Origin of the sequence: Caldanaerobacter subterraneus subsp. tengcongensis MB4 (genome assembly GCF_000007085.1) — a bacterium.
Lineage (GTDB): Bacteria > Bacillota > Thermoanaerobacteria > Thermoanaerobacterales > Thermoanaerobacteraceae > Thermoanaerobacter > Thermoanaerobacter subterraneus.
On record NC_003869.1, the window covers coordinates 327,926 to 343,810 of the forward strand.

A 15,885-nucleotide genomic window follows, 5' to 3' on the forward strand; every position below is an offset into this window, starting at 1 on the left:
TTGATTGAGCTAATTACAAAATATTGAGATAGGGAGTGGTCTTGATGAAAGACTTTATTTTTTCAAGTCCTACAAAGATTATCTTTGGAAAAGGGACAGAAGAGCAAGTTGGGAAAGAAGTAAAAAATTATAGCAACAAAGTATTGTTATGCTATGGTGGAGGAAGCATAAAGAAATACGGATTGTACGATAAAGTCGTAAAGGCTTTAAAAGAAGAGGGAGTTGAATTTGTAGAGCTATCAGGGGTAAAGCCTAATCCTAGACTTGGCCTTGTACAGGAAGGGATAAAATTAGTTAGAGAAAACAATATCAACTTTATTTTAGCTGTTGGCGGGGGAAGTGTTATTGACACTGCAAAGGCTATCGCAATGGGAGTGCCTTATGAAGGGAATGTTTGGGACTTTTTTGAAGGAAAAGCAGAATTGAAAGAAGCTCTTCCTGTGGGAGTGATTCTTACCATTCCAGCAACAGGCAGTGAGGCAAGTGATGCTACAGTTATCACAAATGAAGATGGGTGGTATAAGATAGGTTTCCACCATGAACTTTTGAGGCCTAAGTTTGCAATTATGAACCCAGAGCTTACATACACTCTTCCGCCGTATCAGACTGCCTGTGGTGTTGCTGACATTATGGCACATATAATGGAGAGGTATTTTGTGAATGAAGAAGGAGTTGAGCTGACTGATAGACTCTGCGAGGCTACATTAAAGACTGTGATAAATAATGCCCGCATTGTTTTAAAAGACCCTGCTAATTACAATGCGAGGGCGCAGATTATGTGGGCCGGCACAATTGCTCACAATGACCTTCTTAACACTGGAAGAGGAAGAGGAGATTGGGCATCACATAGAATTGAGCATGAACTAAGCGCTATTTACGACATTGCTCATGGAGCAGGCCTTGCTATTGTATTTCCTGCATGGATGAAGTATGTTTATAAAAATAACATTAATAGATTTGTTCAGTTTGCTGTAAAAGTTTGGGACGTTGATTTGCCGTACGAAAACTTAGAAGAAATTGCCCTGGAAGGGATTAGAAGAACAGAAGAATTTTTTAAAGAGATTGGACTTCCAGTTAGATTGAAAGAGGCAGGCATTTCGGACGATAGGTTTGAAGAGATGGCTGACAAGTGTACAAAGGGAGGAACCAGGACAATAGGAGATTTTGTTAAACTTAATAAAGAAGATATAATAAAAATTTACGAGTTGGCGAGGTAAAAGTCAGTATTTTTAGCTGACTTTTCTTTTTTGTTACAATTTGGACATAAAAAAGTGATATAATTTATGATATAATCAATATGATTGGATAAACCATAATTTTATGGGGGATCAGTATGGACAAAAATAGCGATTTAAACCTAAAAAGAAGCCGGCGAAAAAAGAATAGTGAAAAAAAGAAAAAAAGCTCCATTAAGCTTTTTTTCAAATGGGTTGGAATTGCTTTTCTCATTCTGTTTTTTGCAGCGGTTGGGGCAATCGGCGGAAAAGTCTTGGCTATAATTAAAAATACTCCTCCAATTTCTCAGGAAGCTTTGACGTCTCAGGCGCAGTCTTCTGTTGTTTATGCAAAAGACGAAAATGGTAACTGGCAGAGAGTAGCAATACTTCATGGTGCTGATAACAGGCTGTGGGTTCCAATAGAGAAAATACCCAAGAATTTGCAAAATGCTTTTGTGGCAATAGAGGACCAGCGTTTTTATAAGAACAAACTAGGAATTGACCCAAAGAGAATTATTGGAGCTCTTATTGCAGATATTATGGCGGGAGGAAAGCCTGTAGAGGGAGCCAGTACTATTACACAGCAACTTGTGAAAAACACCATGCTGTCCAGTGAAAAAACTATTACTAGAAAAATACAGGAAATGGTTTTGGCTTGGAGATTGGAGCAGATATATTCAAAGCAACAGATACTGGAAGCTTATCTTAATACCATCTATTTAGGCGGTCCCAATGTGAATGCCTATGGTGTCCAGGCAGCTTCTTTAGCTTATTTTGGCAAAGATGTGAGCCAGTTAGACCTTGCGGAATGTGCTATGATTGCGGGAATTACAAAGAATCCATCCCGTTATTCTCCTTATGCTGATCTAGAAGCCGCTACAGAAAGGCAGCATTTAGTGTTAAAGAAAATGCTGGAACAAGGCTATATAACAAAAGAAGAGTATGAAAAGGCAATCTCAGAAAAATTGGTTTTCAAGAAAACCAATTTTACCACTTATGAGCATAAATACTTTATTGACCAAGTTATAAATGATGTGGCAGATGCTTTGTCTCAGCACCTTAACATTTCCCACGATGAGGCAATAAAGAAAATATACAACGGGGGTTTGAGAATTTATTCTACTATGGATTTGCAAATACAAAAAACAATGGAAGAAGCTTTTAAAAATCCAAAATTGTTCCCTCCTGATATAAAGGATAGAAGTGGGAATACGAGAATAGTTCAAGGTGCAATGGTAGTAATGGACTGGAAGACTGGCGAGGTAAAGGGAATTGTAGGAGGCAGGGAAACAGAAGAGACTAAAGGTAAGACAAGGATATTTAACTATGCAACACAAGGTGGAAGACCAGCTGGTTCTTCTATAAAACCTCTTACAGTTTACGGACCTGCTTTAGAGAAAGGTTATACGGCAGCTACTGTTGTGGATGATGTCCCTGTTTTTTATAAACAATGGAACTGGGAGCCCCATAACTACGAAAGCGGGAAGTACAGAGGGCTTATGACCTTTAGAGAGGCTTTAACTTATTCCGAAAATGTTCCTGCGGCGAGGATAGTTGTAGAAATGATTGGACTTCATACTGCAGCGGAATATGGAAAGAAATTTGGACTTACTGTAACAAAAGATGTTGCCTCTTCTCCTGCTGCTCTTGCATTAGGAGCGGGAGGCGCAGTTACACCCTTACAGGAAGCTGCAGCTTACGGTGCCATTGCCAATGGAGGAGTATATACTACTCCTATCACTTTTACAAAAGTCACTGATTCAAAAGGAAAAGTAATTTTGGAAAACAAGCCTTCACAGCATATGGTCTTAACGCCACAGAACGCATACATTTTAACAAGTATGATGCAGGACGTAGTGAAATACGGGACAGGTACAAATGCAAGGTTGCCTAATATGCCGGTGGCAGGTAAAACAGGTACAAATGAAAGTTACAACGATGCATGGTTTACAGGCTTTACTCCTTACTACGTTGGGTCTGTGTGGATGGGTACAGGGGAAAACATTCCTATGATATATGGAGGGAGGGGAGTTGTAGGAGGCTCCTATCCAGCCATGCTATGGAGAACAGTCATGGCAGAGATACACAAAAGCTTGCCTTACAAAGATTTTGAAAGACCTCCAGGTATTATTTCTGTGACAGTGTGCAAAGATTCTGGGGAGCTTCCAACTGACCTGTGCCATCAAGACCTGAGAGGCGACAGAACCTATACTGAAATTTTTGCAGAAGGCACGCAACCCACTACCTACTGTACTGTCCATGTGCTGGCAAAAATTAATTCACAAAATGGCAAATTGGCGACAGAATTTACTCCACCAGATTTAGTTAAAGAGGCTGTGTTCATTGACCCTCCAGGCAGGACTCCTGAGCAAAATGCTGTGGCGCTAGACGGCAAATATGTGGTGCCAAAGGATTATGACGACACACCTCCACCAGCACAACCACCGTCGGGAGAAGTGTTGCCGCCAGAGAATACGCAAAATCCACCATCTCAGCCTCCGAATGAGATACAACAGCCTCCCGGGAATACTCCTCCCAATAATGGAGGGAATAACGGTACTACACAGAATCCGCCTCAGAATAACAACAATAATACGTCAAGTAACCCTCTGGAAAAGATCTTTCCTCCTAAAAATAGCAAGCCTTGAGCAATATCAAAAGAGTCCACTCCAAGTAGAGGGTGGGCTCTTTTGAAATTTTGTGGTATATTTAATGTAAAGAGCTTGTGAGAGGGGGCTTTTAGTTTGAAGGATAGTAGAAAGTATCTAGAAGAACTAGTACAATTTAGGCATAGAGGTTCTGCTACTAAAAATGAAAGGCAGGCAGCTGAATACATTTTAAGAGAGCTTGAGCGCATGGGTTATAAAGTAGAAAGGCAGACATTTAAGACTACAAGGGATAATCTCTACATGTTGCCGTTACAAGTTGCAATCTTACTATTTATTTCTGCCCTCCTTTCTCTAATGTATGGGGGTATAGTGAATGCATTAGCATTTTTCTTGAGCATTTTCGGAATAATGCTTCTATTATTAGAGGTAAGCGGTATTCCGGTTGAAACGAGTATTATGCCGAGATTTTTGTCCCAAAATATTTTTACGAAATTTGATGAAAGCAAAGAAAAAAGAATAATTGTATCAGCTCACTATGATACTCAAAGAGCGAGTGTAATGTTTCACCCTAAAATTGTAGACTATTTAGGGTTAATTTATAATATTTCTTATGTAGGTTTTGGGCTTGTTCCGATTGGAATACTGTTTAATGTATTTAAATTTCAACCCTTAGGAACTGTTTTTCTCATAATTGGCCTTATAATTGTTACTGCCAACATAATTTTTATGGCTTTGTGTGAAATAACGGGTAAGTACACTCAGGGTGCTAACGACAATGGAACGGGGGTTGCATTAGCATTAGCTTTAGCCGAGTATTATATAAATCATAAAGATGAATTTCCCGGAAATGTTGATGTAGTATTTTTATTTACAGGCAGCGAAGAAACGGGAGAAAGGGGTATGAAACATTTTATAAAAAGATATGCTAAAAGCCTTCCCAAAGATACGCAATTTATAATTCTTGACAATTTAGGAACGGGTAAGATTACGTATCTTGAAGGAGAGGGAATGATTTTTTATAAAAAGGCAGGAAAGATGTTACTTGATATAGCTGAGGAAATGCAAAAAGGGTATAGCGGAAAAGTGCAGAGAATGAAAAACTTGCTCCTTCCGACAGACGCTTTACCTGTCATGGCAGCAGGTTTTGATGCTATAGCCTTCCTTGCAAAAGATGAAAAGGGAAGGCTAGGAAATTATCACTGGCATACAGATACAATAGAAAATGTAGATATAGACCTTCTTTTGTATGAGGAGGAATTTTTTAAAGAATATTTGATGAAAGTAGCAAGAGAACTGGAGAAGAGATAAAAAGATTTAACCCAGAACTTGAGATAGTTTTTGCTACAAGAGGCGGATATGTTTTGAATGATGTAACAAAAGAAGATGCTTATTATAAAAGTAAGTCAAAAAATAAAATAGGTGGCGCTAGCTTATTTTTATTTTTATATAGATATGCTATAATATTTTTGTAAGCAATTACTTGCATAAATGTTGTGAGGTGTTTTGATGGGTGATTCGGTTAAGGAAAAGATAGTTGTATCTACTTTAAAACTAATTTCTGAAAAGGGGTATAGGTCTACAACTACAAGAAATATTGCAGAAGAGGCAGGAGTAAATGAAGTTACAATTTTTAGGTGTTTTAGAAGTAAAAAAGATATAGTCCTTTATGCTTTGAAAGAGCTGGAACTACTTAAACCCATGGATAAAAAGATATTGGAGAAGTGTAAATGGGATTTAAAAGAAGACCTTTTGATGTTGGCTGAAGAGTATCACAAGAATTTTACAGAAGATAAAGCTAAAATTATGATAGGTTTGAGAAGTCCAGAGATTTTTGAAGAGGTAAAGGAGTACTTGATAAGGATTCCAAAAGGTTTCAAGGATGTTTTAATTGAATATTTTAAGATAATGTATCAAAAGGGCATGTTAAATAATGATGATTTTGAATTACTGGCTTTTTCGTTTTTATCGTTAAATTTTGGCTTTATACTAATGAAAGCTTCTTACGGCAGAAAGTTGATTGGCTTCAGCAATGATGAGTTTGTCCGTAGAAGCATTGAAATTTTTGTAAAAGGAATAGCGAAAAGTAGTTGATGTGGTGTAAAATATATAGTATAGTAAGGTGCTGGGAGAGGAGAAGGATTAATGAAAATTGGCATTCCTAAAGCTTTGATGTATTATTTTTATTACCCTTTCTGGAAAACCCTTTTTGAAAGTCTCGGTTTTGAGGTAGTCACTTCTGACGATACTTCAAAGAGCATATTGGATATTGGCGTAAAGGAAGCTGTGGCTGAAATATGCCTTCCTATGAAGGTTTATACAGGCCATGTTCTTAATTTGTTAGAAAAAGGAGTAGATTACATATACGTTCCCCGCTTTGTAAGTTTGAGAAAAGGAATTTTTATGTGTCCAAAATTCATGGGTCTTCCCGATATGATAAAAGGTCTTTTTGATAGAATTGAAGATAAGATTCTTACTCACCATATAGTTTCAAAGACTTTAGATATTTCTGAGTTTCACAATTATACCATATTTATAGAAAAATTTGGAATTGGTAAAAAGGACTTAAAGAAAGCTTTAGCAAAGGCAAGAGAAGAATGGCTTAAGTTTCGGAGGTTAAACAAGGAAGGGTACGATATAAATGAGCTTTTGACAAGTAATAAACCTCAAAAATACGATGGTGATATAACTATAGGGCTTTTAGGTTATGTGTACAATGTGTACGATAGATTTGTAAATATGGACATATTTAGTGTCTTTAGAAGGCTTAATGTAAAAGTAGTTACTTTTGATATGATGGATGAAAAGGTGATCTACAAAAACCTGAGAAATTTTGGGAAAAACATGTTTTGGGAATTTACAAATATGCTATTAGGAACGGCTTATGAATTTATGAAGAGAGATGATATTGACGGAATTATTCATTTGACTGCTTTTGGATGCGGACCGGATTCTATTCTTGAACCTTTTTTGACGATAGATTCTGAAAAGAATAAAAAACCTTTTATGACAATAAGAATTGATGAGCAGACTGGAGAGAGTCACGTTATAACGAGAGTAGAGGCTTTTACTGATTTGATAAGGATGAAAAAATATAAAGCCGAGGAAAAGGCGAAAGGCGTGGTGTAGGATGAAAATTACTTTTCCCTACATGGGCTCCCCCTATATGTACGAAAAGCTGTTTACTCTTTTGGGTCATGAAGTAATAACTCCTCCACGGCCTTCTCAGAAGACTGTAGACTACGGTGTAAAATACAGTCCCGAATTTGCATGTTTTCCTTTAAAGGTCATTTTGGGTACATATCTTGAGGCTTTGGAAATGGGAGCAGATACCATAGTTACATCAGGAGGAAACGGACCTTGTAGAGCGGGTTATTACGGGGAGGCCCAAAAGAAAATACTTAAAAATATGGGTTATGATGTTGAATTTATTATATTTGATGAGCCTAAGAAAGATATAAAGACTTTTATGGACAATGTGAAGAAAATAAAAGGGAAGAATTCATGGGGAAAGGTTTTAAAGGTGGCAAAAATTGTATATGATATGGCTAAATCTATGGACAAAGTAGAGAAAATAGTTGAAGTAAAGAGAGCTTATGAATGCAACAGGGGAGAGTTTACAAGGGCATGGCACGAGATAATGGAGGAATACAGAAAAATAGAATCTTCTGAGGATGTAAGAAGGGTAGAAAAAGAAGCTATTGAAAGATTAAACAGCATAAAGGTGTGTGAAGTGCCAGAGGAAGAGAAGATAAGAATTGGAATAGTTGGAGAAATATATGTTGTAATGGAGCCTTCTATAAATGGCAATATAGAAGAAGTCTTAAATACATACGGCGCGGAAGTTGAGAGGTCTCATTATATCTCAGAGTGGATTGATTTTAATTTAATTCCTCTACCTTCCTACAAAGAAAAAGAGCATCAAATTTTGAAAAAAGGAGAAAAGTACATAGAAATAATAATTGGCGGTCATGCCAAACAATCTGTTGGTGCCATAATAGATTTTATGGACAGAGGGTTTGACGGAGTTATTCACTTAAAGCCCTTTGGATGCCTTCCTGAACTTATTACTGAAAGCGCAATAAATAAGATAAAGAGAGAATATGATTACCCAATCTTGACTTTATCGATAGATGAACAGATGGCTATTGCCAATACTTTGACTAGGATAGAAGCTTTTTTGGATGTCATAAGGTTAAAAAAACGTAAAAAAAGGATAGTGAGGTAGGACAAAGTGGAAAAGGTGTACATTGGTGTTGATGTAGGATCAGTGAGCATTAAGGTTGTGGCTATTGACAATGATAACAATATTTTATTTAGGTCCTACGTCAGAAATGTAGGACAGCCTATTGATATTGTAAAGGAAGAGCTTAAGAAATTGCACAATGAATTGCCTGACAAAGAGATAGGTGGAGTAGGTGTTACTGGAAGCGGTAGACAGCTAATCGGCTATGTCTTAGGGGCTGATGTGGTTAAAAATGAAATTACTGCCCATGCAACTGCTACAATTTATTTTCACCCAGATGTCAGCACTATTTTTGAAATCGGGGGACAAGATTCGAAACTGATCATAATAAATGATGGCACAATAGCTGATTTTGCTATGAATACTGTTTGTGCTGCTGGTACAGGGTCATTTTTGGATCACCAGGCCCAAAGGCTTGGGATAAAGATTGAGGAATTTGGAGAGATTGCTCTTACTGCGAAAAGAGAGGTTCGCATTGCTGGAAGATGTACAGTTTTTGCTGAATCGGATATGATATCAAAACAGCAGTACGGTTTTAGTAAGGCAGAGATATTAAAAGGACTGTCAAAAGCCTTGGTGAGGAATTATATGAATAATCTAGTAAGAGGAAGAGAATTAAAACCCGCTTTTGTGTTCCAGGGAGGAGTTGCGGCGAATATTGCTATAAGGAAGGCTTTTGAAGAAGAGGTAGGTCATGAGGTGATAGTGCCTAAACATTATGATATAATGGGTGCTATAGGGATTGCGATGATTGCTAAAGAAGAGGTAAAGAGGACAGGTAGACCTACCAAGTTTAAAGGTTTTGATGTATCGGGAGAAAAATTTGAAACCACCACCTTTATATGCAAAGCTTGTCCCAATGAGTGCGAAATAATACAGATTAAGGCGAATGGAAAGATAATTGCTATGACAGGAGATAGATGTGGGAGATATTCAAATTCTGTAATATGAAAATGAGGGGATAACCCCCTTTTTATTTTTTGATTGATTTTTTTATGGCTAAGAGGTAAAATTTAATTAAATGTAACAGTTGTTACAACAAGGAGGTGGTATTGTGGAAATAGAGCTTAAAAATGTAAATTACTTTCGAGATGGAAAGTACATTTTAAAGAATGTGTATTTTAAATTCGAGAAAAATGGCATATACACTGTAGTAGGGCCGTCTGGAGCAGGAAAATCTACAATGCTTAAATTGATCAATAGATTAATTGAACCTACAGAAGGAGCTATTTTTATAAATGGTGTTGAATACAAAAATATAGATGTAATTCTCTTACGAAGAAAAATTGGCATGGTATTTCAAAGGCCTTTCCTATTTGAAGGTACGGTAAAAGAAAATATTGAATTAGGGCCTTCTCTTAGAGGGGAGAAAAACATAGATGCGCTTTTTTACCTTGAAGCAGTTGGATTGAGCAAAGACTACCTCTTTAAAGATGTGAACAATCTATCAGGAGGAGAAGCACAAAGGGTTTCCATTGCCAGAGCCCTTGCAAATTCTCCTGAAGTACTTCTTTTGGACGAGCCTACCTCTTCCCTTGACCCTACTTCTACCAGCATAATAGAAGAACTAATTAAAAGGCTTAATAGAGAGGGCATTATGGTCATATTGGTCACCCACAACATGGAACAGGCAAAGAGAATAGGAGATTATACCTTGTTTCTTTACAAGGGAGAACTAATAGAGGCGAGAAAAACATGGGAATTTTTTGAAAATCCTGTAAGCGAGGTTTCAAAGTTATTTTTGGAAGGAAAATTAAAGGAGATGATAAAGTGAGTACTAGCTCTTTGATTTTTGCTTCTTCTCTTGTTTTTGTTGCGATTTTCATTTCTTACTATCAAAAGCTTGGCATTGAAAAGGAGATAATAATAGGAACGGCTAGGGCTGTTTTCCAGCTTATGGTTGTGGGGTATATACTTCACTATATCTTTTCAGCAAATAATGCTCTTTTTACTTTGGCGATGGTGGCGGTTATGATACTTGTAGCTGGGCACAATGCATCAAAGAGAGGGAAAGAGATTCCAGGAATTTTTTATTATGTAACTTTTTCCATTGCAGTAAGCGCTGCTGTAACACTTTCACTTCTTATACTGTTTGGAAACATCAAATTTGAGCCTCAACAGGTTATACCTGTATCTGGTATGATAATAGGAAATTCTATGGTGGCTTCCGGGCTTTCTGTATCCAGATTAAAAGATGAGATAAAAAATAGGCAGGAAGAGATAGAGGCCTACCTTGCTTTAGGAGCTACTTCCAGGCAGGCTGCTCAAAAAGTAATAAAGATGAGCATAAAGACAGGAATGATGCCAACAGTGGACAGCATGAAAACATTAGGTATTGTTCAACTTCCTGGCATGATGACAGGTCTTATATTAGGAGGAGTAGATCCGATTACGGCTGTAAAATATCAGATAATGGTTACTTTTATGCTGGCATCGACAGTTGCAATATCCTGTTTCACAGTGACTTTTTTGACGTACAGGACATTTTTTACAAAACAACATCAACTAAGGCAGGCCTTTTAGCCTGCCTCAAAATTATGGTATTAAAACCTGCCCTTTATAAGGGTCATATACGTAGTACAAAAATCCTTCTTTTAGTGAAATTTGAAATATCAGTTTATCTTGCTGCCAGAACTGGGGCGATATTTCCTCTATTTTTGTATCTTCAAATCTTGACCTCAAATCTTCTCTTTCCCCTGTTTTGAGATTGTACACGTAAGTATTTGACTGTTGTGAGGTATCGTTGTAAGCGAGTACTGCAAGGTATTTTCCACTGGAATCTACTTTAATATCTGGTATAATTGTATTTTCAAGAGAATCTATTAGTTTAAATGCTCTGTGAGATATATCATAGCTTATTATTCTGCTTTGAGACCTATCATTAGTTTGCATTGTGAAAAATATGGTATTAGTTTTTGGACTATAAGTCAAAGTAGTGGAATGAGTATTGAGATTGTCTGGCAAAATTTCTTTTGGAATTTCTCCGCTGTCAAAAAGCTTTGTTTCAACATTATTTTCTATTTTATAAAAGGTTCCATTTTTTTCAATAAACTCCACAGTTCCTAAATCTTTTATGCTGTCAATTATATAGCCATTGCTATCAGGAGACAAATAGTAACGTGATTTATTTACAGAGCAATACCCGTTCATAATATATCCATAGGTTAACGACGCATCTACATAAGGTTTGCCGTCTTCTGTACCTGAGCCTAATATTTCATAGGCTACAGGATGAGGGTTTGACATTGTCATCATCTGAGGAGGATTTTTCATTAGTACCCTTGCGAAATCTTCATCTCTTACTATTATTGCTTGCAAGAATTTCTTTACCACTTCTTCGGGGGTCAATTCTTCTCTACTTAACTCAATCTTCATAAGTTGCATTGTATTTCCTCTTATATCCTCGTTTAGATTTTTCAGGACGAAAATGCTTTTTGAATCACTACTCCATACAGGCCAGTAATAAGTGTATAAACTGCTTGTTACGTAGTTTTGTATTTTTTCTTTAAGTACTTCTGGGGGTATGCGCTTTGGCACATTTAGCGTCACTTGTTTTTTGGTTGTGAAAGATGCGGCGTCTGCTATCCAAATGTTATTCATGCTTACTGTAACATTCATATCCTCTACTTTTTCTTTTTTAGGTTCATATTTCTCATATGCTATATAGTAACCATTTGGAGATACAGAAGGATTTTTGCCTTCATCAATTATTTTTTCGCTGCCGTCTTTTAGGTTTTTATAAATTATTTTATTATCCCTTTCAAAGACTATGGCATCTTCAGTTTTTACAAAAGATCCACAGCTTCCATCTGCTAATTTAGTGACTTTTAAGCTTTTTAAATCTATTGCATTAATATTACTTTCTTTTACCTCAAAACCATGGGTTTCTCTTGGAACAATTATTTGTTCAGTGTAAATTACTTTATTCCCATCTGGTGAAAAACCTGGGTCGCTATAATAAGTATCTCTATCTTTGCTTTCGATTATTTTAGTTTCTTTTCCAGTCTTTAAATCTTTAATGTAAATTGCGTTTTTACCATCAGATGTTCTTGTTGTGAATACTAATTTTGTTCCATCTGGTGAAATGCCAACTTCACCGGAAGTTTTATCTATTATTTTTTTAAAGCCTTTATTATCGTACTTGTATATACCTTTGTCATATAAGGGTATATATATAGTCCCATTATATTCTGCTATTTTTCCAGCATTTATATTTCCTAAACTTATAAAAGATATTTGATTTATAATTTTTAATTCTTCTGCATTTACTTTTGTTATTAAATTATCTTGCAAGTTCTTGATGCCGAAAGAAAACACCATTAAAAGTATTGCAGCAGCTGCTATGATTGCTACACCTATCTTTTTCCATCTGTTTCTTTTAAATCTTTTTTTAAGAGATTCTTTGAGCTGGTAATTTACAGGAATTAGTTCTTTTAGCCTATTGAGATTTTCCTCTATTCTCTTTTCGTCCATTTTCATCCCTCCAAACATTTTATTACAAGATTTTTCAATTTTTGAATTATTCTATAAGCCTGCGCTTTTACCGCTTCTTCTGTTTTTTCAATTAATTGAGAAATTTCTCTGTGTGTCATGTTTGCAAAGTATTTTAAATTTACAATTTCTATTTCTTCTTTTGAAAGGGAATAAAGGGACTTTTTCAAACAATCTAATTCTACTTCCCTTTCCAATTTGTCTTCAAATACATCAGGATAAAAATGCTCCATAATGAGTTCTTCTGATACTAGGTTTTTCCTCATTCTGTAATAGTCTGTCACAGTATTTCGGGCTATAGAAAAAATCCATGCCTTTGAGTTTGATTTTACTGTATTGTACTTTTCAAAGGCTTTTTGAAAAGTTTCACTTACAATGTCATCTGCATCCCATTTGTTGCCAACTTTAAAATATACGTACCGGTACACATCGTCAAAGTTTTTCTCATAAAATTCAATAAAGCTTTCTGGCACAAATTTGGCCTCCCTTCTCTCCTTTATTGACTCCTCCCACCTTTATAGACGAAAATCTACACAAAAGGTAACAATACCCTTGCATTTATTTTAGTTTTATAATAAAATAATGTACAAATCAATTTGTAAATGCGATGAAGCGGAGCAGTAGGCAATGAGGGCTTTCAGAGAGTCGTTGGCAGGTGCGAAACGGCAGCCTGACTTGCTGAAACTCGCCGCAGAGCAGGCGCACTGAAATAAGTAGGTGCGCACGGCTTGCCGCCGTTACAGGCTTTGAGAGGGCGCTTTTGCGCCAAAAAGAGTGGTACCGCGGAAGATGTGGGTCTTTCGTCTCTTTGAGATGAAAGGCTTTTTTTAATGGAAAAATTAAAAAGTAGAGGTGGAGGATATGGCGTATTCAGTGGAGATTGATAGGAAATGGCAGAAAATCTGGGAAGAGACAAAACTTTACAAGTTTAATCCTGAAAATGTGGACAAAAAGCTTTATTGTTTAGAGATGTTTCCGTACCCTTCAGGGGCAAAATTGCACATAGGTCACTGGTATAATTACGGTCCTACAGATTCATGGGCAAGAATGAAGAGGATGCAGGGCTATGAAGTATTCCACCCTATGGGGTTTGACGCCTTTGGCCTTCCTGCTGAAAATTATGCCATAAAGACAGGCATACACCCTTATGACTCGACAATGGAAAACATAAGGACCATGGAAAGACAACTCAGAGAAATGGGAGTCACTTTTGACTGGGACTATGAGATTATAACCTGTCTGCCAGAGTACTATAAATGGACTCAGTGGATTTTCTTAAAACTTTATGAAGCAGGTCTTGCCTACAGAAAGAAAGCGCCTGTAAACTGGTGTCCCAGCTGCCAGACTGTTCTTGCAAACGAACAGGTAATTGATGGGAAATGCGAAAGGTGCGGAACTGAAGTTACAAAGAAAGAGCTTACTCAGTGGTTTTTCAAAATAACTGCCTATGCGGAAGAACTTTTAGAAAAATTAGATGATCTTGATTGGCCTGAAAAAACTAAAATGATGCAGAGGAACTGGATTGGAAAATCTGAGGGCGCAGAGATAGAGTTTAAAATTGATGGGAAAGACTTGTCTTTTAGAGTTTTTACCACAAGGGCAGATACGCTGTTTGGAGCAACTTATGTGGTATTGGCTCCTGAGCATGAATTGGTGGATTTGATTACTACAGAGGAATATAAAGAGGCTGTGGAAGAATACAAAGAGTATGCCAAAAAGCAGAGTGAGATTGAGAGGCTTTCAACAGAAAAGGAAAAGACAGGAGTGTTTACAGGAGCGTACGCGATTCATCCGCTGACAGGTGAAAAACTCCCTATTTGGATAGCGGATTATGTGCTTGTAACTTACGGTACTGGATGTGTTATGGGAGTTCCTGGTCATGATGAAAGAGACTATGAATTTGCGACAAAATACAATCTGCCTATAAAAAGAGTTATAAAAGGAGTTGGAGATGTAGACGACAGTTTGCCTTTTGTGGAATATGGAATTTTAGTAAATAGCGAAGAATTTACGGGGATGACATCTGAGGAAGCGCGAGTCAAAATAGTCGAAAAGTTGAAAGCAGAAGGGAAAGCAGAGTTTAAAGTAAATTATAGGATGAGGGACTGGCTTGTGTCCAGACAGAGGTACTGGGGAGCTCCCATTCCTATAATCCACTGCGAACGCTGTGGAATAGTGCCTGTGCCAGAAGAGGATTTACCTGTACTTTTGCCATATGATGTTGAGTTTGAGCCAACAGGAGAATCTCCTCTTAAAAAGCATGCAGGTTTTATGAATGTCACCTGCCCTAAGTGCGGAGGTCCGGCTTTAAGAGATCCTGATACTCTTGATACTTTTGTAGATTCTTCTTGGTATTACTTGAGATACCCTGACAATAAAAACGATAAAGAGCCTTTTAATAAAGAGTGGATAAACAAAATGCTTCCAGTAGATAAATATGTAGGTGGAGCAGAGCACGCCACTATGCACCTTTTGTATTCGAGGTTTATAACGAAAGTTTTAAGAGATCTGGGATACCTTAATTTTGATGAACCTTTCCTTTCACTTGTGCATCAGGGGACGATTTTAGGGCCGGATGGCAGCAGAATGAGCAAATCAAGAGGGAATGTTATTTCGCCGGATGACTATATTAAACAGTACGGTTCAGATGTATTTAGGCTGTATCTAATGTTTGGCTTCTCTTACTCAGAGGGCGGACCATGGAGCGATGAAGGAATAAAGGCTATTGCTAGATTTGTCAATAGGGTGGAGAGGTTTATAGAAAAATTTATTGAGACCAGACAAAATCCAGGGAAGACAAAAGAAGAAATGGAAGATGCGGAAAAAGAATTGAACTATGTGAGACATTACACTATAAAACACGTGACATTGGATGCCGATAAATTTGAGTTCAACACTGCTATAGCGAGAATAATGGAACTTGTAAATGCTTTGTACAAATATGAAAATGAGGTTGAAGTAAAGAACATGAAATTTTATGAAGATGTGGTAAGAGATTTTGTAAAAATCCTGGCGCCCTTTGCGCCCCATTTCTCTGAAGAGATGTGGGAAAGACTGGGGTATGAATATTCTGTTTTCAATCAGAAGTGGCCTGAGTGGGACGAAAAAGCCCTTGAAAGAGACATGATAGAAATTGCTATTCAGGTAAACGGAAAGGTTAGAAGCAAGGCTCAAGTGCCTTCAAATGCGACGGATGAAGAGTTGAAGCAGATTGCTCTTTCTGATGAGAGAGTGAAATCTTACCTGGATGGCAAAGAAATAAAGAAAGTGATAATTGTAAAAAATAGACTTGTAAATATTGTGGTAAACTAAGGCAGGGCTTGCC

General features: G+C 37.1%; 12 protein-coding genes and 1 other annotated feature. Of the genes, 10 read left to right on the forward strand and 2 right to left on the reverse strand.

The genetic code is table 11. From position 1 onward, the window contains the following. Positions 1–44 precede the first annotated feature (44 nt). The 9 genes from TTE_RS01500 (at position 45) to TTE_RS01540 (ending at position 10,592) form a co-directional block, all read left to right on the forward strand. The gene (locus tag TTE_RS01500; RefSeq protein ID WP_011024770.1) at positions 45–1,217 is read left to right on the forward strand and encodes an iron-containing alcohol dehydrogenase; all 1,173 of its coding nucleotides are present in this window, start codon (positions 45–47) and stop codon (positions 1,215–1,217) included. 116 nt (positions 1,218–1,333) lie between these two features. Beyond that, positions 1,334–3,865 (forward strand): transglycosylase domain-containing protein, encoded by a 2,532-nt coding sequence (locus tag TTE_RS01505; protein WP_011024771.1) that lies wholly within the window; start codon positions 1,334–1,336, stop codon positions 3,863–3,865. Between the two features lie 96 nt (positions 3,866–3,961). Continuing rightward, positions 3,962–5,134 carry a M20/M25/M40 family metallo-hydrolase gene (locus TTE_RS01510; protein ID WP_011024772.1) on the forward strand — a complete coding sequence of 391 codons (1,173 nt, stop codon included), beginning with the start codon at positions 3,962–3,964 and terminating at the stop codon, positions 5,132–5,134. A 198-nt stretch (positions 5,135–5,332) separates the two neighbouring features. Next, a complete protein-coding gene (locus TTE_RS01515; protein ID WP_011024773.1) occupies positions 5,333–5,917 on the forward strand; it encodes a TetR/AcrR family transcriptional regulator in 585 nt (194 codons plus the stop codon). A 51-nt stretch (positions 5,918–5,968) separates the two neighbouring features. Then, positions 5,969–6,952: an acyl-CoA dehydratase activase-related protein gene (locus tag TTE_RS01520; protein WP_011024774.1), complete on the forward strand. Its 984-nt coding sequence runs from the start codon at positions 5,969–5,971 to the stop codon at positions 6,950–6,952. 1 nt (position 6,953) lies between these two features. Further along, positions 6,954–8,051 carry an acyl-CoA dehydratase activase-related protein gene (locus tag TTE_RS01525; protein ID WP_011024775.1) on the forward strand — a complete coding sequence of 366 codons (1,098 nt, stop codon included), beginning with the start codon at positions 6,954–6,956 and terminating at the stop codon, positions 8,049–8,051. A gap of 6 nt (positions 8,052–8,057) precedes the next feature. Further along, complete coding sequence (locus TTE_RS01530; protein WP_011024776.1) at positions 8,058–9,020, forward strand: acyl-CoA dehydratase activase; 963 nt, start codon at positions 8,058–8,060, stop codon at positions 9,018–9,020. Positions 9,021–9,120: 100 nt separating this feature from the next. Next, positions 9,121–9,843: an ABC transporter ATP-binding protein gene (locus TTE_RS01535; protein ID WP_041587265.1), complete on the forward strand. Its 723-nt coding sequence runs from the start codon at positions 9,121–9,123 to the stop codon at positions 9,841–9,843. Further along, a complete protein-coding gene (locus TTE_RS01540) occupies positions 9,840–10,592 on the forward strand; it encodes an ABC transporter permease (RefSeq protein WP_011024778.1) in 753 nt (250 codons plus the stop codon). Before TTE_RS01535 ends, TTE_RS01540 begins: the two co-directional genes overlap by 4 nt. Before the next feature lie 12 nt (positions 10,593–10,604). Here the strand turns inward: TTE_RS01540 and TTE_RS01545 are convergent, their stop codons facing one another. Together TTE_RS01545 and TTE_RS01550 are read right to left on the reverse strand one after the other, a co-directional pair. After that, entirely contained in the window at positions 10,605–12,542 is a 1,938-nt protein-coding gene (locus TTE_RS01545) for a PD40 domain-containing protein (protein WP_011024779.1), read from the reverse strand. Between the two features lie 2 nt (positions 12,543–12,544). Then, complete coding sequence (locus tag TTE_RS01550) at positions 12,545–13,033, reverse strand: RNA polymerase sigma factor (protein ID WP_009611248.1); 489 nt, start codon at positions 13,031–13,033, stop codon at positions 12,545–12,547. 125 nt (positions 13,034–13,158) lie between these two features. Continuing rightward, positions 13,159–13,371, forward strand: a binding site (T-box leader). Between the two features lie 50 nt (positions 13,372–13,421). On the opposite strand from TTE_RS01550, the gene leuS reads away from it, so the two are divergent. After that, positions 13,422–15,872 carry a leucine--tRNA ligase gene (leuS, locus tag TTE_RS01555; protein WP_041587090.1) on the forward strand — a complete coding sequence of 817 codons (2,451 nt, stop codon included), beginning with the start codon at positions 13,422–13,424 and terminating at the stop codon, positions 15,870–15,872. Positions 15,873–15,885 lie beyond the last annotated feature (13 nt).